The sequence below is a fragment of the Alicyclobacillus hesperidum subsp. aegles genome (assembly GCF_027923525.1).
GTDB classification, from domain to species: domain Bacteria; phylum Bacillota; class Bacilli; order Alicyclobacillales; family Alicyclobacillaceae; genus Alicyclobacillus; species Alicyclobacillus aegles.
This window is the reverse complement of sequence record NZ_BSBJ01000068.1, coordinates 94,525-115,260: the sequence shown is the minus strand read 5'-3', so window position 1 is coordinate 115,260 and position 20,736 is coordinate 94,525. Positions and strand designations below refer to the sequence as shown.

The 20,736-nt window shown below is 56.0% G+C and carries 11 protein-coding genes and 1 rRNA gene; 6 read left to right on the top strand and 6 right to left on the bottom strand.

Annotated features, from left to right (window positions below; genetic code table 11):
- A 16S ribosomal RNA gene (locus tag QMF38_RS12350) occupies positions 1-1,115 on the bottom strand; the annotation flags it as partial.
- A gap of 414 nt (positions 1,116-1,529) precedes the next feature.
- A complete protein-coding gene (locus QMF38_RS12345; RefSeq protein ID WP_281759618.1) occupies positions 1,530-9,608 on the bottom strand; it encodes a GH36-type glycosyl hydrolase domain-containing protein in 8,079 nt (2,692 codons plus the stop codon).
- Positions 9,609-9,861: 253 nt separating this feature from the next.
- Here QMF38_RS12345 and QMF38_RS12340 point away from each other — a divergent pair, with 253 nt between their 5' ends.
- Positions 9,862-10,314, top strand: a complete 453-nt coding sequence (locus tag QMF38_RS12340) for a VOC family protein (RefSeq protein ID WP_058094983.1) — start codon at positions 9,862-9,864, stop codon at positions 10,312-10,314.
- 76 nt (positions 10,315-10,390) lie between these two features.
- Entirely contained in the window at positions 10,391-11,323 is a 933-nt protein-coding gene (locus tag QMF38_RS12335; protein WP_058094984.1) for a glycoside hydrolase family 113, read from the top strand.
- A 15-nt stretch (positions 11,324-11,338) separates the two neighbouring features.
- Here QMF38_RS12335 and QMF38_RS12330 read toward each other — a convergent pair whose 3' ends face one another.
- Positions 11,339-12,685, bottom strand: a complete 1,347-nt coding sequence (locus QMF38_RS12330) for a sedoheptulokinase (RefSeq protein ID WP_058094985.1) — start codon at positions 12,683-12,685, stop codon at positions 11,339-11,341.
- A 92-nt stretch (positions 12,686-12,777) separates the two neighbouring features.
- Between QMF38_RS12330 and QMF38_RS12325 the strand changes: the two genes are divergently transcribed.
- Entirely contained in the window at positions 12,778-12,960 is a 183-nt protein-coding gene (locus QMF38_RS12325) for a hypothetical protein (protein WP_058094986.1), read from the top strand.
- A 58-nt stretch (positions 12,961-13,018) separates the two neighbouring features.
- On the opposite strand, the gene QMF38_RS12320 is transcribed toward QMF38_RS12325, so the two are convergent.
- Positions 13,019-14,134 carry a Gfo/Idh/MocA family protein gene (locus QMF38_RS12320; protein ID WP_058094987.1) on the bottom strand — a complete coding sequence of 372 codons (1,116 nt, stop codon included), beginning with the start codon at positions 14,132-14,134 and terminating at the stop codon, positions 13,019-13,021.
- An 88-nt stretch (positions 14,135-14,222) separates the two neighbouring features.
- The gene (locus QMF38_RS12315; RefSeq protein WP_058094988.1) at positions 14,223-16,409 is read right to left on the bottom strand and encodes an alpha-galactosidase; all 2,187 of its coding nucleotides are present in this window, start codon (positions 16,407-16,409) and stop codon (positions 14,223-14,225) included.
- A gap of 270 nt (positions 16,410-16,679) precedes the next feature.
- On the opposite strand from QMF38_RS12315, the gene QMF38_RS12310 reads away from it, so the two are divergent.
- From QMF38_RS12310 to QMF38_RS12300, 3 genes are all read left to right on the top strand, one after another.
- Positions 16,680-17,927 carry an ABC transporter substrate-binding protein gene (locus QMF38_RS12310; protein WP_058094989.1) on the top strand — a complete coding sequence of 416 codons (1,248 nt, stop codon included), beginning with the start codon at positions 16,680-16,682 and terminating at the stop codon, positions 17,925-17,927.
- On the top strand, positions 17,924-19,318 hold the full coding sequence (locus QMF38_RS12305) for a sensor domain-containing diguanylate cyclase (RefSeq protein WP_058094990.1): 1,395 nt from the start codon (positions 17,924-17,926) through the stop codon (positions 19,316-19,318). The genes QMF38_RS12310 and QMF38_RS12305 overlap by 4 nt, the downstream gene beginning before the upstream one ends.
- Before the next feature lie 75 nt (positions 19,319-19,393).
- Positions 19,394-20,140 (top strand): SGNH/GDSL hydrolase family protein, encoded by a 747-nt coding sequence (locus tag QMF38_RS12300; protein WP_058094991.1) that lies wholly within the window; start codon positions 19,394-19,396, stop codon positions 20,138-20,140.
- On the opposite strand, the gene QMF38_RS12295 is transcribed toward QMF38_RS12300, so the two are convergent.
- Positions 20,131-20,640, bottom strand: coding sequence for a DUF3291 domain-containing protein (locus tag QMF38_RS12295; RefSeq protein ID WP_058094992.1), 510 nt, complete (start codon positions 20,638-20,640; stop codon positions 20,131-20,133). The genes QMF38_RS12300 and QMF38_RS12295 overlap by 10 nt on opposite strands.
- Positions 20,641-20,736: the final 96 nt, after the last annotated feature.

Genomic DNA, 20,736 nt, shown 5'->3' with positions numbered 1-20,736 from the left:
CACAGGTCAAGGGTTGCGCTCGTTGCGGGACTTAACCCAACATCTCACGACACGAGCTGACGACAACCATGCACCACCTGTCTCCTCTGCCCCGAAGGGAAGGTACATCTCTGCACCCGTCAGAGGGATGTCAAACCCTGGTAAGGTTCTTCGCGTTGCTTCGAATTAAACCACATGCTCCACTGCTTGTGCGGGCCCCCGTCAATTCCTTTGAGTTTCAGTCTTGCGACCGTACTCCCCAGGCGGAGTGCTTATTGGGTTTCCTTCGGCACTGAGGTGTATCCCCCCAACACCTAGCACTCATCGTTTACGGCGTGGACTACCAGGGTATCTAATCCTGTTTGCTCCCCACGCTTTCGTGCCTCAGCGTCAGTCACTGTCCAGCAAGGCGCCTTCGCCACTGGTATTCCTCCACATATCTACGCATTTCACCGCTACACGTGGAATTCCCCTTGCCTCTCCAGCACTCAAGTCATACAGTTTCCAAAGCCATCCCATGGTTGAGCCATGGACTTTCACTCCAGACTTACACAACCGCCTACGCACGCTTTACGCCCAGTGATTCCGGACAACGCTTGCCCCCTACGTATTACCGCGGCTGCTGGCACGTAGTTTGCCGGGGCTTCCTCACTCGGTACCGTCTCCTAAGGAGCTTTCCACTCTCCTTATCGCTCTCCCCGAGCAACAGAGCTTTACAACCCGAAGGCCTTCTTCGCTCACGCGGCGTTGCTCCGTCAGGCTTTCGCCCATTGCGGAAGATTCCCTACTGCTGCCTCCCGTAGGAGTCTGGGCCGTGTCTCAGTCCCAGTGTGGCCGGTCACCCTCTCAGGTCGGCTACGCATCGTCGCCTTGGTGAGCCGTTACCTCACCAACTAGCTAATGCGCCGCGGGCTCCTCTTTCAGCGCTGCATTTGCAGCTTTCCTCACAAGAAGATGCCTCCTCGTGACCTATCCGGCATTAGCACCCGTTTCCGAGTGTTATTCCGGTCTGAAAGGCAGATTGCCCACGTGTTACTCACCCGTCCGCCGCTGACATCCGAAGATGTCCGCACGACTTGCATGTATTAGGCACGCCGCCAGCGTTCGTCCTGAGCCAGGATCAAACTCTCAATGAAATCTCACTATCCCGCATACGCGAGACAGATGAACTGGCGTGGTGTGTGTTTAGTTTTCAAGGAGCGACGCTGCCGTTCGAGGCAGCCCAATCAATATATCACATCTCACACTTCATCGTCAACCGGTAAGTTTTGCATCGCTCACTCTCTGGCGAGCTCAGCATCTTGACCGACTGGCCACCGGGCGTTGCCGTAGGGCGCCGTCCGCAGCGGCATCGACTACTATACTACGCAGGACGTTGGTTGTCCACTAGAAGATGTTGGTGATCCAACTCATCTTTGAGGAACCCCACAACGCGTAGTTTGGCAAGATGAGCGCCGCCATCACAGCGGCGAAAAGCATAGTAACACCCTTCGCCGCCTGTGTCAAGCGGTCGATCCTTTGTGCCAAGGCACTCGCGTCGCCGTTCGTCATTACAGAGAGCCGGTGCCTGTCTCTTGTTCTGGCTCCACCCCAATAATCAATGACACATCGTGCTCGCGACCATCGTCGGCAAGCACCAAGTAATCCGTGGCCAGACTCTGTCCATCCAAAGTCCATAGACCAGCCGCCACATGCGCCTCAACGCCCGCCTCACACCGCACCCGAATTCGGTACGTCGCACTATGGTATCGATACGCGATTGTAAACTCATCCCACTCAGGCGGCACACAAGGGCGTATATACAGCCGATCCGCCCGGCGAACAACCCCCAAGATAGCCTCCAGGCCAGCTTGATACATCCAACCGGCCGCCCCCGTGTACCACGACCACCCCGCGCGCCCCGGATGCGGGCTTGCGGTGTAGATATCGGCCGTCATGACATATGGCTCGTTGCCGTATGTTTCGACCTCACGCCTGGTCTTCGTGTGGTGGATTGGATTAAGCATCGTAAACAACTCGTACGCCTTATCGCTTCGACCCAACCTCGCCCAGGCAACAATGCTCCAGATTACGCCATGGGTATATTGGCCGCCATTCTCGCGAATGCCAGGCGGGTATCCCTGGATATAACCTGGACTCGGATCTGTCGTATCAAACGCCGGGGTCAAAAGTCGCGCAACCTGCAAGCTCCTATCGACCAATTCGCGGTCGAACGACCGCATCGCTCGCTGTTGACGCTCTGGCGGCGCCGCACCTGAGATGACAGACCAAGATTGGGCGATGGCATCGATTCTGCATTCCCTGTCCACGATGGATCCGAGCCACCTGCCAGCATCGGTGAAAGCTCGGCGATACCACACGCCATCCCACGCGTGTTCGTTGACATTGTGGGCCAATTGATCGCGCGCGTTCCGCAGGCGCGAGCGAATATCCGCGGTAAACACAGGGTCGTGCAAATCGAGCATGCGGTTGATCACGTCGATCAAAAACCACGCAAGCCATACACTTTCTCCGCGTCCCTTGGCACCGACACGACTGAGTCCATCATTCCAGTCGCCGATGCCGATGAGCGGCAACCCATGTTCACCAAAGCGCAGTGCCCGCAGGACGGCACGCAGACAGTGTTCGGCAATCGTACCTGACGTATCACCGACCACCGTGTCCTCATACCGTTCCAACTCATCTTCGGCGAGCGGTCGACTCGTGAGAAACGGAACGCGCACGGCGAGGATGGAATTGTCCCCGGTGTGCTCCACATAACGCGAGACCGCATACGGTAGCCACAGCAAATCGTCCGCAAACTTCGTGCGAATTCCTTTACCCGTTTCTTCGTGCCACCAATGTTGCACGTCGCCCGCTTCATACTGATGGCCAGCATTAAGAACGATTTGCGCCCGCAGATACGACGGATCCGCATGTAGGAGGGATAAGGCGTCTTGCAATTGGTCGCGAAAGCCGAATGCGCCTCCCGCTTGGTAAAACGCCGTGCGCGCCCATAAGCGGCACGCCAGAGCTTGGTACAAGAGCCACCCGTTCATCAGAATGTCAAACGATCTATCCGGCGTCGCCACTTGCACTTTACCCAATGTCTCCTGCCAAAGCGCCGCTGTTTCCGCAAAGGCCTCTGCACACGCCAGCGGATCGCGATATGTCCGCACCAGGTTACGCACCTCGTCCACTGATTCCGCGCAGCCTAAAAGAACGATAATCGTCGCTTCGCCTCCAGGCTGTATTTCGATCTCGCGCTTAACAACGCCGCAGGCATTGGGTACGGCGCCACCCTTCGCCGAGAAGTGTCGTTCAACGAGGCCGGCGGGGCGTGCAAACGAACCGGCGTCCCCAAAGAACCTGTCGCGATCGGCCGTCCACTCCGGTTCGCCTAAGTGTTCACCCGCCATATGCAGGAACGCGATCGCGCTGCGAAATGCCTCTTGGTACGTGTTGCGGGCGACAAGTGTCGCACTTTCCTCGTCCCAATCACTGACCACGAACGAAGTCTGCCCCTCGCGTGTTACGCCCAGCACCCATTCCGCATAGTAGCTGATGGCCAGTCGCCTCGTTTGTTTGCTTGTGTTACGCACCACGAGGCGCATCAATTTGACTGGATCGCTTGTTGGAACGCCAATATCAAACGTCCATTCAATACTATCGGCTGTAGCAGCAAATCTCGTCCCACCAAAGCGGTGCGTCACCGTATATGTAAGCTGATTGCCCGCTGGCTTTGGCGTTGCGGACAGCAGCTGCCCTGTGTCGAGATCGCGAATGTACAGACACTCTCCGGGCGGGTCCAACACGGGATCGTTATTCCATGGCGTCAACTTACACTCGCGGCTATTGCGCCACCAGGTGTAGCCTGTCCCCAGTTCCGTGATCAAGCATCCGAAGTGAGGATTGGCGATCACGTTCGTCCATGGACGCACCAAATGCGCCCCTGGCTGTACGCGGATTTGGTAGGCCGTGCCGCCGTCGACAAACGCGCCATACCCGTTCGCAAATTCGCCGTCGACATGGTGTGACAACTCCTTGCGCCGTTCGCGCAAAGACAGCGGTTTTCCGTCCAGGCGTTCCGTTTTTCCATCCGGCACGAGTTCGCGCAACTGCGCCGCCACGCTCGGTCCGCCTGCGCGCAGCCAAACCCTGACCACGGCAGCCAATAGCGTACGCTCTGCGCTCGACAACTGCTCCGACTTCAAAAATGCTACCCGCGTAAGTGGCGCGATGCCGCGGCGAGCGAGTGCATCGCGAATTTGATCGACCAACGCATCATGATAGCCACCTTTCGTCTCGTCGATCACGGCGAGATCGACCGCTATACCTTGTCTGCACAAATACTGGTGCATGCGAGCCACGAGGACGACAAACGACAAATCGGCAGGCGATGTAAAGCTGACCGCCAGAATGGGAACGTCACCGCCTAAGCCGTGAGCCCAGAGGGCTGACTGACCCAACGGATTCGCCTCGATGGCGCGCTTGCGTGCAGCAGGTAATGCGCTTGGCCGCAGCAAGTGTGCCGCAATTCGCTGGGCGTCAATACTCTGCTTGACCGAAAGATGCGCGTGACGCAAGTCGATTTGCGCACGCACCCAGGCGAGTTGGAATGCACGCTCGGCCTGGCGCGCCTCCCGCAACGCCGAGGCCGCAGCAAATGCATGCTCGCGCGCGTTGGCGACACTCGTCAGCGCGTAGAGCACGGCGCTTTCCCCTGGTCCAAGATGCAGGCGACGGCGGATGACGAATGCGGGATCCGCCACCGAGCCGGTCGTCCCAGCGAGCCGCCCGGCGAGCCCTTGCGGTGTGTCGAGCCCATTGCCGCGACCGATGAACGCTGCCCGATCCGTCTCGAACTCATACGGCTCACCCTCGCGTTCCACCGCATACAAGGTATGAACAGCCCACACCTCGTCATCCTTGTCCGAACGACGGCGGCGCTTGGCAAACAAAAAGCCTGTTTGCTCATCGTGTCCGGTCTCGACAAATAGTTTCGCGAAGGCTGGATGAGCCAAATCCGCGGCTGGATCAGCAAGGCACAACTCGACGAACGACGTCACTTCCAAGGTGCGCGGCCGCTCACTCGTATTTTTTAATTCGAGGCGGCGCAATTCGACATCCTGTTCGGGTGCGATCACGACGTCCAGCTTGCTTTCGATGTCTGCGACACAGCGCCGAAATTGCGACTTATCCGGGCGGAAACACACGTCGATGGGACCGCCGATGACAGCCGGATAGGCGGTCGCACTCCAGGCGAGCTCGCTGTCGACATCGTGGATATACATTACCGGTCCGCTCAGTTGCAGATGACGGTCTTCTCGCCAGCGCGTCACGGCGATCCCCCGCCAACGCAAGCTGCTCTCTCCGCGCGCCGTCGTCACGACCGCCAGCGATCCATTTGCCAAAGCGTTGACTTCCCAGCCATCTGCTTCCGTAAGTCGGCGTTCACCATCTTGCAGCGGCTGATCGAAATTCGGCAGGTACACGGAATTGGTTGGCCGTTCCAGCAACGCCACCTTGCGCGGTATCCTCTCCTGCAGAATATAATCGGTTGCTTGTACTTCGGGCACCGCGTGGAACCGCCGGATCATCACATCATCCAGCAATGCGTTTGTGATGGCGAGCATGCCCATGCCTTGGTGATGCGCCATAAAGCTTTGAATCACTTCGAATGTCCGCCCAGGGGGCATGCGCTCTGGCGTAAAATCGACCGCCTCATAGTAGCCGTAGGCGCCTTTTGCACCAAGCTTGGCGAACTGCCGTAAGGATTGCAGGCTTGCCTCAGGCGCTAACGGCAACGCGAGAAGCGCAGCATATGGCGCCACCACCAACTGCCGCTCCAATCCCCTATCCAGTCCCAAACCAGGCACACCAAAGGCCCGATATTGGTAGTTCAATTGATAGTCGAACGCATAATACCCGCTTTCCGATATGCCAAGAGGTACTCTGCGCGCATCTGCGTACGACTGCTGGCGGCGAATGACCCCTTGATAGGTGTACGCCCAAATCGTGTTGCGATCATGCCGCATAATGAGGCTCGGCATGAGGTACTCAAACATGGTTCCCGACCACGACAACAACGTACGCCACCCATTGGCCATCGTCATCGTGCGACTGAGTGTGAACCAATGCGAGACCGGTATCTGCCCTAGCGCGATCGCGACAAAGCTCGCCTGCCGAGCCTCGGATGCGAGCAGGTCGTACAGGATGGACTCTCTTTCGTTGCGATCGACGTGAAAGCCAAGTGCAAAAAGTCGTTCCGCCGGACTGTAGAGCGGGCGAAAATCGGTGTCTTCGACGATCCGCCAAACCGCTTTGCGCAAAGCGTGTAATCGTTCGCGAAAAACGGCTTCCGACTCCGCCCATTCGGCGAGCGCCTGATAGACGACAATCAAGCTTGCCACGAAGTTGCCGGAATCGACGGTCGACACGTAGCGGGGCGGCAAGGGAGCCTTGCTCTGCGTGTCGTACCAGTTGTACAGGTGACCGTGCCACGTCTCCAAAGATGCAATCGCATGTAATGCGGATTCCAGCCGACCGACCATGGTCCCGGTGTCGATGAACTGCAGATCGCGTGCAGCGACGACACACATCAGGTACAGCCCGATGTTGGTGGGCGACGTGCGATGCGCAATGCGCTCGACTGGCTCAAATTGAACGTTATCTGGAGGCAGCCAATTGTCGTCTGCCGTCACGTAGCGCTCATAAAACGACCAGATTTCTTTGGCCAACTCACGCAACTCGTCGGCATGCTCTGCGATGCGCTCTGAACGCTGGTCAATTTGCGGCTTGCGGCTAAGCCAGGCGGCGAGTAGATGCCCGGGAAGCCACGCACACAGCAAAACCACGGCCAATGTCAATCGGCCCAGCGTGGGTTGCCAAAGTGCGGTTACGCAGCAAAGTACCGTCAACCCATACCCGACCGGCGCATACAACAGTGTGTGGCCGCGCCATCGCCCACGCTCCATGTGGGCAGAAGGAACCCACTCGAGCAGCTTGCGACGACTGATACACATGCGATAGAGTGCGCGCGCGACGGCGTCGATGTTCACCGCGGTCGTCCACGGCAACAGTGCAAACTGTACGAGGTTTTGCCCGCAGGTAAACGCCGCTGGCCGCCAATTGGGCGGAGCACTTGTCACGGTTGCCTCCAGTCCGCGAAGAAATGGTGCAAACAGCGATACCAATACGACGCCACCCCATGCCCACGCCGGGCCGGGCAACACGCCTCCAACCGCGAGCCACAACACGGCAAACAAGGCCGGCGGCAGTAAACTACGGCGTGCGTGATCGACAATTTGCCAGCGAGTCAGCCCACACAAATCGACTTTGCGACGCTGGCCACCGCGATCGCGGCAGATGCGACGCAACCAATACAACAGTTGCCAATCGCCACGAATCCAGCGATGCGCACGCCGTTGGTGTGCATACACGGTCGCCGGCTGATCCTCGACGACTTCGATGTCGGCGACGAGTCCAGCGCGCAAAAAGCCGCCTTCCAGAATGTCGTGACTCAGTACGCGATTGTCCGGAATGCGGTCGACAAGCGCGTGGTAAAACGCGTCGACGGCAAACACGCCCTTGCCGACGAACAGTGCTTGACCGAACCAATCCTGATATGGATTTGCCACCGCAAAAGCGTACGGATCGATGCCAGTTTCACCGGACCAAAGGGCGGCAAAACGCGATCTTTGTGTCGACGCATGGCTCACGCTCACCGCCGGTTGCAATACGCCGTAACCCGCTTCGACGCGGGTGCCATCGCGATTGAGTCGAGGGCGGTTGTACGGCAAATGGATGGTACCTACCATGCGGTTGACGACCCCAATGGGTAACTTGGTGTCGAGATCGACCGTAAACACGTAGCGCACAGCTGCGAGTATGGATGTATCGCCCAAAACGGTCGTGAAATTTGTGTCCCGTTTGCCTCGCAACAGCTCAACAAACTCCACAAGCTTGCCGCGCTTGCGCTCCCAACCCATGTACACGCGGTCGACAGGATTCCATGTGCGATCGCGATGGAACAAATAAAAACGATGCTGCCCGTATTCCTTTTGCAACGCCGCAATTCGTTCTATGGCACGTTCCAATAGTTCGCGATCCGTTTCGCACGTCCGCGACGAAGCGTCCGGATAATCGGCGAGGATCGCAAAATGGATATAATCCCCACGGTTGGCCAAGTGGTGCACGAGTAGCTGGTTCACCGCATCGTCGACGTCCTCGACACTCGACCATATGACGGGCATCACGACCATAGTTCGAGCTTCTTCGGGCAGGCCTTCGGAAAAGTCGTATCGCAACAAAGGTACGGGTCGAACACAGCGCACAATGACCTCGTGCACCAATACGACAACCCACTCGCTGACCGGCAACAAGAGTGCCGCAATGACTGCACAAATGGACGCAATAGGCAGCGAGAAGCCGCCTGTCAACCAATTGGATATAACGGCAAGCAGTGCAATGAACAAAACGCCTGCGCCTGCGAGGTAAGACAAGAGTGGCCGTTGCCTTGCTGCTAATTCCGGCAGTCGCCGCGGCTTGATGTGCTGTGCCAATGCGCGGCGAAGCATTGCGAGTCCGTGAGCATCCACGAGATAATGCCCAAAAAACGCTTCTCGATCCGCCAGGCCTTGGCTATTTGCGCGCCCTTCGGCAAGGCGCACGGATGTTTCAGCGATCAGCGCTTCCGGGATGCGAAGTCGTTCCGCCAGGCGTACGACACGATCGCGCAACACATCCTGGCTATTGGCATCTAGGCGAGGATAATCGCCTGTCGGATCGCACATAAAAATCTGATCGACGCGACAAATACGCGAGAAAATGGATCGCCATGCAAGGCGTTCGAGGCGGTGCAAACTTTGCACCAAATTTCCGCAGCGAACCTGCAGTTCAGCTTGTAGCTGATGTTCCAAAGAAACAATGCGTTCCAGACTCTCTGCGTTGTTTTCGATATGTAAGGTCAACCAATCGCGCACGACTTGAATATCTGGTTCCCACTCGCTCAAATGATGCACAAAATGAACAAGCTCGACAGGGGAGAGTGGCCTGCCCCCCGTGCGGCGCTCCAGGAGACGACGAACTTTTTGCTCGTCAGGCCCGGTTTTCCCCACGTCATCCAACAAGCGCTCAATGTCATGACACACTTCATGTCGTCGCCTGACTTCCGCCATACTGGCTGCTAGTCTTTCGATGATTGCGACGCGCAAAGCGTTGGGCAAGGTTGCGCATTCAACGGCTGTCAAAACGGCTACTTCCTGAAAGGCCTGAATGTAGACGACAAAGGTGTGTTCGTCGTAACGCCCATCGACACAATCTAAGTAATCGTCGCACAGAGCCAATACGCGCAGCCGCCCAGCTCCATGTAGATGCGGCAATCGACATAGCGTCTTACGGGGCCATTCGCGCTCCGCTACCTGTGCCTGCATCTCAATGAAAGCGACGTGATCGAGCAGCCAATCTTCAGCGGGTTGCGCACATGCTGAGCGCTTCTGCTCGAGCAAGGATGCGAATGACCGCAGTTGGGCGACGTGACGACGTACGTCTGGCCATAGCTGTGCGCCCTTGTTGCGCGAGCGGTCGATTTCATCGGTCAAGGCAAACTCGTGTGCACGCACTTGCAACTCTGTATCTGTAAGAATCATAAGTCCTCCTGGAGTTGCGGAAAGGATTTGCGGATCGCAAACCGCGACACCGACCCATGTTCAGGTGAGAACACGGACAGCATATGTAAACATTCCCTTTTACAGGCTTGTTTATAAATCCAGCCGGCAAACCCCAAGCTAACGCGTGATCGTGTTAAAATAGGAATAGGTGACATGGACGCCATGGAAAGCGCTTACGATCAAAGGCACCTCGATTCTCTGACGTCTAAGGCAAACTATAGGAGGATAACTAGTGGATCAAGGGATCTTGGGGACGAAAGTCATTGCCCAAATCGGAATTCTCGTACACGACATTGAAGCCACCAGCAAGGCTTATGCCGAGATGCTTGGCGTGGAGGTACCGACCTGGAACTGGACGGATACGGCGGATATAGCGAAGACAGAGTACTTAGGCCAACCGACCGAAGCACGCGCAAAACTCGCATTCTTCAACCTTGGTGGGCTGCAGTTGGAACTCATCGAGCCAGACCACAACCCTAGTACTTGGCGCGAGTGCCTTGACCGCAACGGCGAAGGTCCCCACCATATTGCCTTTTTGGTAAACGGCATGAAGCAGGTTGTCAAGCGTTTGGAAGACCGCGGCATGCCTGTACTTCAACGCGGCGAATACACAGGTGGCCGCTATGCGTACATCGATGCAGAACGCGACTTGAAAGTGATCCTGGAACTGCTAGAGAACGACTGATTGCCAACAGTCTGAACCATGTCGGCTTGCGTCGTATAACGAAGTCCATCAACCTCGTAGAAAGGGCCGTGCGTCAATGTCTTTTGCATATATCAAGGGAATGACGTGGGGATGGGTCGGTCACGCTGATACTTGGGACACACCCGAAGCGGAACACTCGATGCGCGAAATGGCGAAACTCGGGATCAATTGGACGGCCATCGCATTTCAAGGTCTACAGTCCGATCCGCACGCGACCACCATTCGCTTTAACGAGCCGCCGATGGTCAGCGACAAAGAAGTGACCGTCGCCATTGAACGAGCACACGCAATGGGGCTTAAAGTTTGTCTGAAGCCGGTCGTCAACTGCGCGGATGGCACTTGGCGCGCTCATATTGATTTTCCAGACGATGCACAAAGTAACGAGCCGTCGTGGAGCGCTTGGTTCGCCAGTTATAGCGAGTTTATCCTGCACTATGCGCACATTGCGGAGACGACAGCATGTGAGATGTTCTGCATCGGCTGCGAAATGGTGGCGGCGGATCGCAGAGCCAACGAGTGGCGGTCACTCATCGAGCGCGTGCGGGAAGTTTATCACGGCCCCATCACATATAATTGCAATCACCATCAAGAGGAGAAGGTTACTTGGTGGGACGCGGTCGATCTCGTCTCCACGAGCGCCTATTATCCGGAAACCGAGTGGAAAGAGCGAGTTCCTGTCCTGCGCGCATTCGCCCAAAGCGTGGGCAAACCCGTGTTCTTCATGGAAGTTGGCTGTCCAAGCCGCAAAGGCTCGGCACAAAAGCCTTACGATTGGACACATCCAGGCGCTGTCGATCTCGAAGAACAGGCCCAGTTCTATCGGACGATGTTTGACGCCATGGAAAACGAGTCTTGGTTCTATGGATTCATGTTGTGGGATTGGCCAAGTCGCCTCTACCCACGCGAGGAAGCTGCGCACAATCGGGATTACTGCATGTATGGGAAACCTGCCGAAGACATCATCCGGTCGTTTTACGCATCTCGATAAATTTCCAAGCAGGGTTCACCCTGCCCCGTTCGCATGTCGACGGCTCGCCGCTGCTGACGCATGGCGAGCCGCGCCAACGGCGGCCTCCTCACGTTCTTGCGACCACAATAAGCGCATACCAAACCGACGTTCAACTCGCCGAGCCAGGTGTGGGTTATTGCGTAATCCGTTGCCTGCCCCCACAATCCGCCATACTCTGCTTCGTATGTTCTGTGGAAGCGCGGCCCAGTAACCGTACAGTTCCTCGACAACGCCATCCAGCGTCGCGATCATAAAGTCGACAGGCGTGAAGTTATCCGCCGTCAGGTTGTCCATCCGCGCTTTCTCTGCCTCATCGTCTCGCGTGCCATAAAAGGTCGGCCGCAAACGAAGTGTACTCTCCGTTCTTCCCGCTTGTTCCGCAATCGTCAAAGCCTTGTCCATGGCGGCATAAAGCGATGCAGGCGGCTGAAAGCCAAACATATCAATGACTTGGCGAAAATACGACGCCAAAAGCGCATATGCCTGACCTCCGGCCAAAGTGGCACCAACCAGCAGCCCACCCCCGCCAGGAAATGGACGCCATTCCCAGCCCGGAGCGGTTTCCCCGACGTCTACTCGAACAGATAGCTGCGCACCCGTTCCAACATTGATTAACACGCAGTGATCACGATTACCCACCGCGCCGAAATAGCTCGCTTGGTTATCGCCAATCGCCGGGTAGACCGGAATCCCGCGAAAATGACCCAGGGGCCGCCCCACGTTCGAGCATCTGGGCAATATCGAGCAATCGATCCCTGCGCGCTCCAATGCCGCGTCGCGAAACGACAACGCCATCACGTCAAAACCGCCGAGACTCGCCGCCATCGATGGATCGAGAATAGGACTCGCCGTTCTCGTCAGCAGCAAAGCAACGGCATCTGCAAGCGTGCATAGTTTGGCGGCCGTGCGTGGCACTTGCCCCTGCACAACATGATAAAAATGTGTAGCCAACCCATAACCCGTTGGTACAGTTTGTCCCAACGCTGCCGAAAGTGCTGCACTATAAGTCATGCCGTCTCGATAGCTTGCGCCGGCGCGTCCGTCTTGCCACGTGTACAATGGGCTGACCATCTCGCCTTGTTCGTCGACATAGACGATACCGTGCATTTGCCCCGTTATACCGATGGCTTCGATGTCATCATAGCGCGCCACGAGTCGATCGACGATGGCCTCTGCCAGCTTGGCAATACCCCTTGCGTCTTGCAACTTGGCAAATGGCTCGCGGGCAGAGAGAGTAGCTCCATGCACTTGCGTTTCAAGCTCTATAACCCTTTCAAGATCCGAATCCCAGACACAAGCGCCAATCGACGTGGTGCCTAGGTCAAGCCCAATGGTTTTCATCCAACGTGCATCCTTTCCAAGGGATAACATGGCCGAAGTTTGCAGAACGTTAACGTTGATGAGCGTACCACGCCGAAACAGGAGGTGGGTAGATGGCAGACGAAACTCGTAAACCACACGTGGATAGAAAGTCAGGGGATGAAACCAAACTGGCACCGGGACTTGACGGTGTGGAAGGCTTGAATCGCGATGCAACCCGAGCCGAAATTGCACGCGGCGAAGCGACCCGCGTCGTCAAACTAGAATACGACGAATATGATCCGAGCGAGTCATAATGCGGCGTTCCGAAAAGGGGATGCTTCCCCCCTTTTCGGACGCGCACGCAATTCGCAATTAGCGATGAAAGAATGACAGACGTATGCCATCTTCGTCAAATCCGACGGGCCATGGCATGGGGCGTTCGCAACGCGTAGTCATCTCGTAATGGCGTCCGCTCGTGGACGACACGTGGATGCCCTCCATAATTTCAAGTACATGCAAGGCAAGTTCGCCGTTTGCCCGATGCGGCCGCCCTGTTTTGACCGCATGTGCCATGTCGGCAACCGCTAAGCCACGACGGTTCTCCGAAAATCCGAACAAAGGCGCAACCTCGGTCCACTCTTCAGCACCTTGACGACGCACGCGCAAGGCGCCGCCAAAGTAGTTCGGATCAGGCACCGAGAGCGTGCCTTCCGTCCCGTAAATCTCAATTCTCGGCAACTCCGAGTGCCACACGTCAAACGAGGTGACAATCGTCCCGACCGCACCTTGTTCAAACTGCAACAATCCCGTCACATGCGTTGGAGTTGACACGGGAATGCGTTCGCCAAATCGATTTGGGCCAGTGATCACGCGCTCCGCAAACGTCGTCTGCGCAATCCCGGTCAACTGCCGCACGGGCCCCAACAGGTGTACGAGCGCTGTCAAATAGTACGGTCCCATATCGAACATCGGGCCGCCCCCAGGCTGATAAAAGAAGTCAGGGTTGGGATGCCAACGCTCAGGCCCATGGCTCATCATAAATGCCGTCGCGGCTATGGGGCGTCCAATCCAGCCATCGTCAAGCACTTTGCGCGCCGTCTGAAGGTGACTGCCCAAAAACGTGTCCGGAGCCGCACCGATGCGTAGACCACGGCTGTTTGCAAGTTCGACCAAGGCCTTGCCTTCCTCGGTATTCAAGGCCAACGGCTTTTCCGAGTGCACATGCTTGCCTGCAAGCAGGGCCCGACGAGCAATGTCCGCATGGGCGTTTGGGATCGTCAAATTGATGACAATCTCGATCTCGGGATCATTCAACAACTCGTCGACCGAGCACGCCTTCGGCACACCAAACTGAGCCGCTCTGCTTTGCGCGCGCTCCAAATCAATATCGGCACAGGCGACGACGTCCATCCCAAACGTCTGACAATTTTTTAAATAGATTTCACTGATCACGCCACAACCAATCACACCGACTTTAACTTGTGCCATGTTGTCACCGTCCTCATCCTCATTATATCGCTTTCAGCAATCGCTTTCATATGTTTGCACCGGTTTGATCGCGTCAATTGCTCGCCGATCAAACTTTGTGCAACCTCATTGTGACACTCTGATAATCTCCATCCATCAACGGCATGTTCATGCCAACGCGCATGAGCAACTCTCCTAGAAAGACCTCCCCGGTCTCCTCGATTCGATAGTGTGCCGATTCCCGCAGGCCCCGGAGGCGCAAGCGCCTGACTGGCTGCAGCGGATCGGGAAACACGCGAAAATACGCCATATAAGCCTCGTCCTGCTGTGCAGAGACGAACATCCACGCCGCCTCGTTGCCTTCAAAAGGGCTCAGCAGACGATAGAAATCGCCAAACTGCACCAGGCTGCGGATGGACTTGTAGGCTGCCACTTGCTGTTTGGCCAATTCTTTTTCTTCCGCCGTAAACCTAGACAAATCGAGCTCGTAGCCAAAATTCCCAGACATGGCAACATGACCGCGAAACGACAAAGGCGTTAGCCGATGCATCTGATGGTTCGGCACGGCAGAGACGTGCGCGCCCATACTGCTCGCTGGATACACAATACTGGTCCCATATTGAATTTTGAGCCGCGAGACCGCATCCGTGTTGTCGCTCGTCCACGTCTGTGGCATGTAGTACAACATGCCGGGGTCAAATCGCCCGCCACCCGATGCACAACTTTCAAACAAGACGTCGGGAAATGCCGATGTGATGCGTTCGAGTACGTCGTACAACCCCAGCATATAGCGATGTGCCGTTTCACGCTGACGCTCCGGTGGCAAGGCAGCCGACCCAACCTCGGTCATCGGTCTGTTCATGTCCCACTTCACATAGCGGATGGGTGCGCTATGAAGCACATTGGATACCGCCTCGACAATAAAATCACAGACGTCGGGACGCGATAGATCCAAGGTCAACTGATTGCGGCGCTCGGAACGCGGCCGTTCGGCGACGTGCAAACACCAGTCCGGGTGTTGGCGATACAAGTCGCTGTCCGGAGAGACCATTTCGGGTTCCATCCAGATGCCAAATTGCATTCCACAAGCCTCGACGCGCTTTGCGACATCGGCAAGTCCTCCAGGCAACTTGCGCGGATCCGGATACCAGTCACCAAGCGAACAGTTGTCGCTGTCGCGCTTGCCAAACCACCCGTCATCGAGCACAAATAGTTCCACGCCCAATTCACTGCCAGCCTTAGCGATCTCGACCAGCTTGTCGGCGTCAAAGTTGAAGTACGTCGCCTCCCAATTGTTCACAAGCACCGGTCTCGGCTCGTCCCGATAGCGACCTCGAGCAAGGCGCGTTCGGTACAACCGATGATACGTTCGCGACATCTCACCGATCCCTCTGTCAGAATAGACCAACACGACCTCGGGTGTCTGAAACGACGCACCGGGTTCAAGCAACCATGAAAAGTCATCTGGATGGATGCCCATTTGCACACGGACGCTCTGCCGCATCGGTTCAACTTCTGCTTTCGCGAGAAAATTGCCACTATAGACGAGACTGAATCCATACACATCGCCATGTTCCTCGTCCGCGCTCGGAGCAACCAAGGCGATAAACGGATTGTGTTTGTGACCGCTCATACCGGAACGGCTGTACACCGATTGCTCGCCCGGGACAAGCTGTCTGCGCTCGACAAACCGCTCGCGAATCCACGCCCCGGAGAGTTGCAAAAACGCATAATCGGCTCCCGCCATGTCAATGGAGGCAGAAAGCGCGCGATGAAGCTGAAATGACTCATCGCTATCGTTGATGAAAGTGGCCGACCGCGCTATAGCACTGTGCTGTGCAAACGCCGTGTAGCGCAGAAGGACCCGCAAACGAAGCACTGGATCCAGCAGCTCGATTTCTAGCGTCTCCGCCTCTTCATCCGACTCGACGTATGTAGCCGGGAGTCCTGCCAACTTTGGCTTGCCAGGGACAATGCGATGACCCACATAGGTTAAGCAACTGGCGATGCTTCCATCAAAACGCTGCACCACGTAGGCAGGTGAACGATGATCGCCCATTCCGAATGCAGGAAATTCGTGAGGCCATGTCCCGACATCAGCGTTCGCGGGTTGCACGGGCCCTGTTAGCGACCCTCGATGGATCTGCAGAAGACCTCGCAAAGTACCTGCATCTTGAATCTCCTGTCCCCAGTACAAGTGTAGCAAGGTTCCTTCCGACGAAACCGCCATCACGTAACTTGTGCCCTTTGCCTGCACGTGAAAGATACGGCGTTCTTCGTCATAGTGAATGGTCATGCCAGATCCTCCTTGCCGCCGACTCTGTTTCGACTCTTGGTAACCTCGATATTCCGCAAAGGTCCCCTTAAGAAAGCACTTACCAAGACACTGATGCTAGTTTAATACACAAGGGGCTAAATTGTATTGGTGGTTTTTCAAACAAGTTGCCGCCGGAAAGCTCGTTTCGGATAACCAAACAAAGAAGATTTGGATGCCGAGAGGAAATTCCACAGCCAAGTGTCGAATCGTATATCAGACGTGAAAAGGCTTACCCTGGAGGTTGCAGTATTGGCGGACACCCTTAAAGTATGGATTGTCAACGCGTATCGTGGCTCCGAGACAGTCAACTTTCTGCAAGAACAATTGCGCCCCTTTCTGTCTGCTCATCCGTCCATACGAATCGAATGGCGTCTGTTGACGTTTGCCAATGCGCTTACGGAATTCGTTCGAGCCTACAAGCAGGGAACGCCCCCCGATGTATTCGAATTCGGCACAACTTGGTTACCTACGCTCGCGCGATTACATATGTTATCAGCGGTTCCGCACGGCATGATGTCCTCCCGACCGATAGCGCCTTATTTGGCAACGGCCTCCCGGTACGACGAGCGCGTGTACGGCGTCCCCTGGACGGCCGACACCACTTGTTTCATGGCCCGCAAGGATATCATCAAACAGTTTGCCATAGACCCTATGCGTCCACTTAGTTGGGATCAGTTCCGACACATTTGCCGCAAAATTGCGGAAAACCGTCTGTACGGATGCCAGGACGGGCGGGCTCCACGTCCGATTCATTTCTCATGTCGGCCGGAACGCGTGACATTGCACCGCATGTCTCCGTGGCTCTGGTCTGGTGGATTTGAGTTTCCACGGTTGCACGAGAAACCCGTTTCGATTATGACGTCGCCTAGATTGCAAAGCACCTTGGAGTATGTCGATGAACTGATGCACATCAGCGGATCGACGACCGAGGAGGCGCGAATGAGCAACTACGAAGGGAATCTCTCGTTCTTCATGTATGGTCATACCGCCTTCCACATGACAAGCTTGTTTGAGGCGATTCGCAACGTCGTATCCGGTCCCGATCCAGCCGTCAATCATATTCCTACGCAAGTGATTGCGATGCCTTGTGGTCCTTCGGGATCGATTCCATACGGGGGCGGATCCATGCTTGGCGTCTCCTCTGCAACAAAGAACCAAAATGCAGCTTGGGAACTGGTGGCAGCCCTGCAAGCACCGACGCTTGTCGCCGCATGGACGAGTTGGATTTATTCGTTGCCTGCGATCGAGTGTGATTTTTGGGAGCGCTATTTACAATGTCCCGATATTCAAGTGTTGTATGCCAACATGCAACGAGCCCGAACGTATCCTATGCATCCGATGTGGGGATCCCTCGAGCGGCGATTGGCCGTTGGGCTAAGCGAACTCATGTGGCACCTAGTCGAATTCGGAAAAAATACTGAAACCTTTGCCCGTGCGGCACGTATTGACAGCGAAATCAACGAAATTCTCAGTTTGTATTGGGAGGTGGAGATATGAACGTCGAGCGCACGCTTGCCACGATGGGCTATCGCATGGCTGCCCTCCTCTATGACGGAGAAGCATCTGACGAAACGCTGCGGCGGGCGTTCCAAACGATGTGGACTCAATTCCCATATGCTGCTCGCATTCAGCAGGTTAGCTGTTTCATCCGCGATGTCGACGGCATGTATCGCAGCGTCGTCGACGTTCAAAACGGGCAACTATACCTAGAGTCAAACTACATGTCCGAAGACCAAGTTGCATCGGTTCTCGGCGACAATCAGGACATCGTGCGCAGGCATCGAAGCGGCCGTTACGAAATCTGGATTCCTGTGACATCCGACAAGCTGCTTGGCTTTGTGACAATTGCGGCGCAATCCGCTTTGCCTGAGCTGACCCTGGCGGCACTCACTGCGTTCCAGCAGACCATTTCACTTGGCATTCGCCATTATGTCACCTATCGTCCGCTTAAGGAGCGCCTGTCTTTCTTGCAATCATTAACCGACTTATCGCGACTAATCACGGTTTCCGACAACACGGAAGCCATCTTGCTCAACCTGGTTCGAGCTGGAGTCAACCTACTAGGGTTTGACCGTGCCACATTGTTTGTATTTAATGCAGAAGGAACTTCTATTGAACGAACGATCTACGCCGCGGTAGGATCTGCGCCGATGGAATTGCATCAAGCCCCACCCCTGCCTCCGTTTGGCGACGAACCTATGGAACTGCCGAACCTCGAGGCGGTATGGGTACCCATTACAGCGCATGGACAACGGCTGGCGGCCTTACTACTTGACAACGTCTATTCACTGGATAGGCCTCCACAAGATGCACTCCAAGCCGTGATCGAACTCGGAACACAAGTCGGATTGGCCCTGCAGAAGAGCCGACTGATCGAAACATTGAACGAGAAGGCGACCAAGGACGACCTAACCGGGTTGCACCGCGTTGACTACTTTTACGATTCTGCAAATGCTCAATTGGCTCGCCATGCCGATCTCGGCATCCCGTGCAGCCTTATCATGCTCGATATCGACTCATTCAAAGAAATCAATGATTCATATGGCCATCCTGCAGGCGATGCCGTGTTGGTACAAACGGCACAGATCATCCGCCGCACCATTCCGCCTAACGCAATTGCGGGACGCATTGGTGGAGATGAGTTTGTCGTGCTCGCGCCAGGCGCGAGTGCTGTCGTGGGAGAAGCCGTCGGCAAAGCCATTCTCGACGCATTGGCTTCGCCGTCAGGAGTCTTCTTGCCCGGCGACCGTCCTTTGACTGCGTCGATTGGCGTTGCGGTTTCCCCCAGCGATGGCGTGACGGTGAGCGAACTGATTCACGCCGCGGACAAGGCGATGTATCACTCCAAACGATGCGGTAAGGCGCGTGTCAGTGTGGCCAAGAGATAGCGGATCGTTCCCGGGGCTATTTCGCGTGCAATCTGCTATGTAATGCGCTAGGATCAGGTGGGAGCTGAGAGAAACATGCGTAAACTACATCTGGCCATTGCATCATTTGTGACAGCAGCCTTGGCCATCCTCGTCACTGCCGAGCCCACCGCGCGCACGCCTGCTGGTGCATCGTTGACAAACGTATCGCAGCACCTTTCGTCCGTGCGCGTGATGGCAATTGGGGGCTCTATTGCCCACGGGTGGGACGATACCCCTTCCTCAGGAGGATACTTGGCACGAACATTTCGGTCCTTGTCACAGAATCAAACGGCGTATGTGTTTACAAACGAGTCATCTGAAGGCAAAGGACCTTCCTACTATGTGACGCGCATGAACGCACTTTTGGCGAAGGACAAACCGAATCTCGTCGTCATCTCATTTGGCATGCTCAACGACTTATTTGACCACCATCCAATATCGGAGATCAACCAGGACGTGGTGGTAGAAGTTCGCGACGCATTGGCCCACGACGCCCAGGTCGTTCTCGTCACGCCGCCAGTGGTCGGCGCATCCTACGTCGAATTTAAGACGCAAGAAGGCCCGACGCTCACCTCTGAAATTCGGGCCGTCGAAGCGCTGCGCAATCCGAACGTGCATGTCGTCGACTTGTTTTCGCAGATGAAAACCTATCTCCGCGTACATCATCAAACGTGGGAGATGTATGCCGCCGACGGTTGGCATCCAAACGCTGCCGGCCATGCCTTAGCCGCTTCCATCCTAACGGCTGACCTGAAACACGACCGCTGGCTCAATCAAACGCCAATCCCGCCTCAAGCATAATCTCGTAATTTACGAAAGTCCGCTTGCAATCCGTGTACGTCATATGGGTGTTTCATGTCGAAAGCATACGGGGATGGCCCCTCCTGAATGAGATAATCCATGCGACGAGCTCCTTCATCGACAATGGCACGCTCGTCATCAGGATAAGCGTCGTCATCGAACCACCATAACACATCGTAGACGGCTCTCCCGTTAGGCATCTTCTCATACGCGTCTGGCAACTCGCGCATCGCACGGCGATGGAGGTGCGTTTTATACGTAAAATGAAAGACAGACTCGAGATCCCGCCACACAGTCATCGTATACGTTAGGAAACCGCTTTCAACAGGGACGTCGGGTGTCGGTGGGCGATAGCCAGCAGGCATTGCAACGCGCAAAAGGCCTGGTTCCTCCTGAACCTTCGCCAAAAGTGTCTCGCGAATGAACTGATGGTGGTTAGCCAGAAGTGGGGACTGTTCACTGATAAAGCCGACCGTATAGACGCCGAGACGATACCCCATAACTCATTCCTCCCAGATGTCCGGTATTGCCGCCAGTTCGAAGACGCCCCGGCCGCCGCCCTAAGGCGGCGACAGGTTCCAACCATATGACGAAAT

Excerpts from the sequence above, each read along its gene's own strand:
- QMF38_RS12345 (WP_281759618.1), bottom strand. The coding sequence starts at position 9,608 with ATGATTCTTACAGATACAGAGTTGCAAGTGCGTGCACACGAGTTTGCC.
- QMF38_RS12335 (WP_058094984.1), top strand. The coding sequence starts at position 10,391 with ATGTCTTTTGCATATATCAAGGGAATGACGTGGGGATGGGTCGGTCAC.
- QMF38_RS12330 (WP_058094985.1), bottom strand. The coding sequence starts at position 12,685 with ATGAAAACCATTGGGCTTGACCTAGGCACCACGTCGATTGGCGCTTGT.
- QMF38_RS12325 (WP_058094986.1), top strand. The coding sequence starts at position 12,778 with ATGGCAGACGAAACTCGTAAACCACACGTGGATAGAAAGTCAGGGGAT.
- QMF38_RS12320 (WP_058094987.1), bottom strand. The coding sequence starts at position 14,134 with ATGGCACAAGTTAAAGTCGGTGTGATTGGTTGTGGCGTGATCAGTGAA.
- QMF38_RS12315 (WP_058094988.1), bottom strand. The coding sequence starts at position 16,409 with ATGACCATTCACTATGACGAAGAACGCCGTATCTTTCACGTGCAGGCA.
- QMF38_RS12305 (WP_058094990.1), top strand. The coding sequence starts at position 17,924 with ATGAACGTCGAGCGCACGCTTGCCACGATGGGCTATCGCATGGCTGCC.
- QMF38_RS12300 (WP_058094991.1), top strand. The coding sequence starts at position 19,394 with ATGCGTAAACTACATCTGGCCATTGCATCATTTGTGACAGCAGCCTTG.
- QMF38_RS12295 (WP_058094992.1), bottom strand. The coding sequence starts at position 20,640 with ATGGGGTATCGTCTCGGCGTCTATACGGTCGGCTTTATCAGTGAACAG.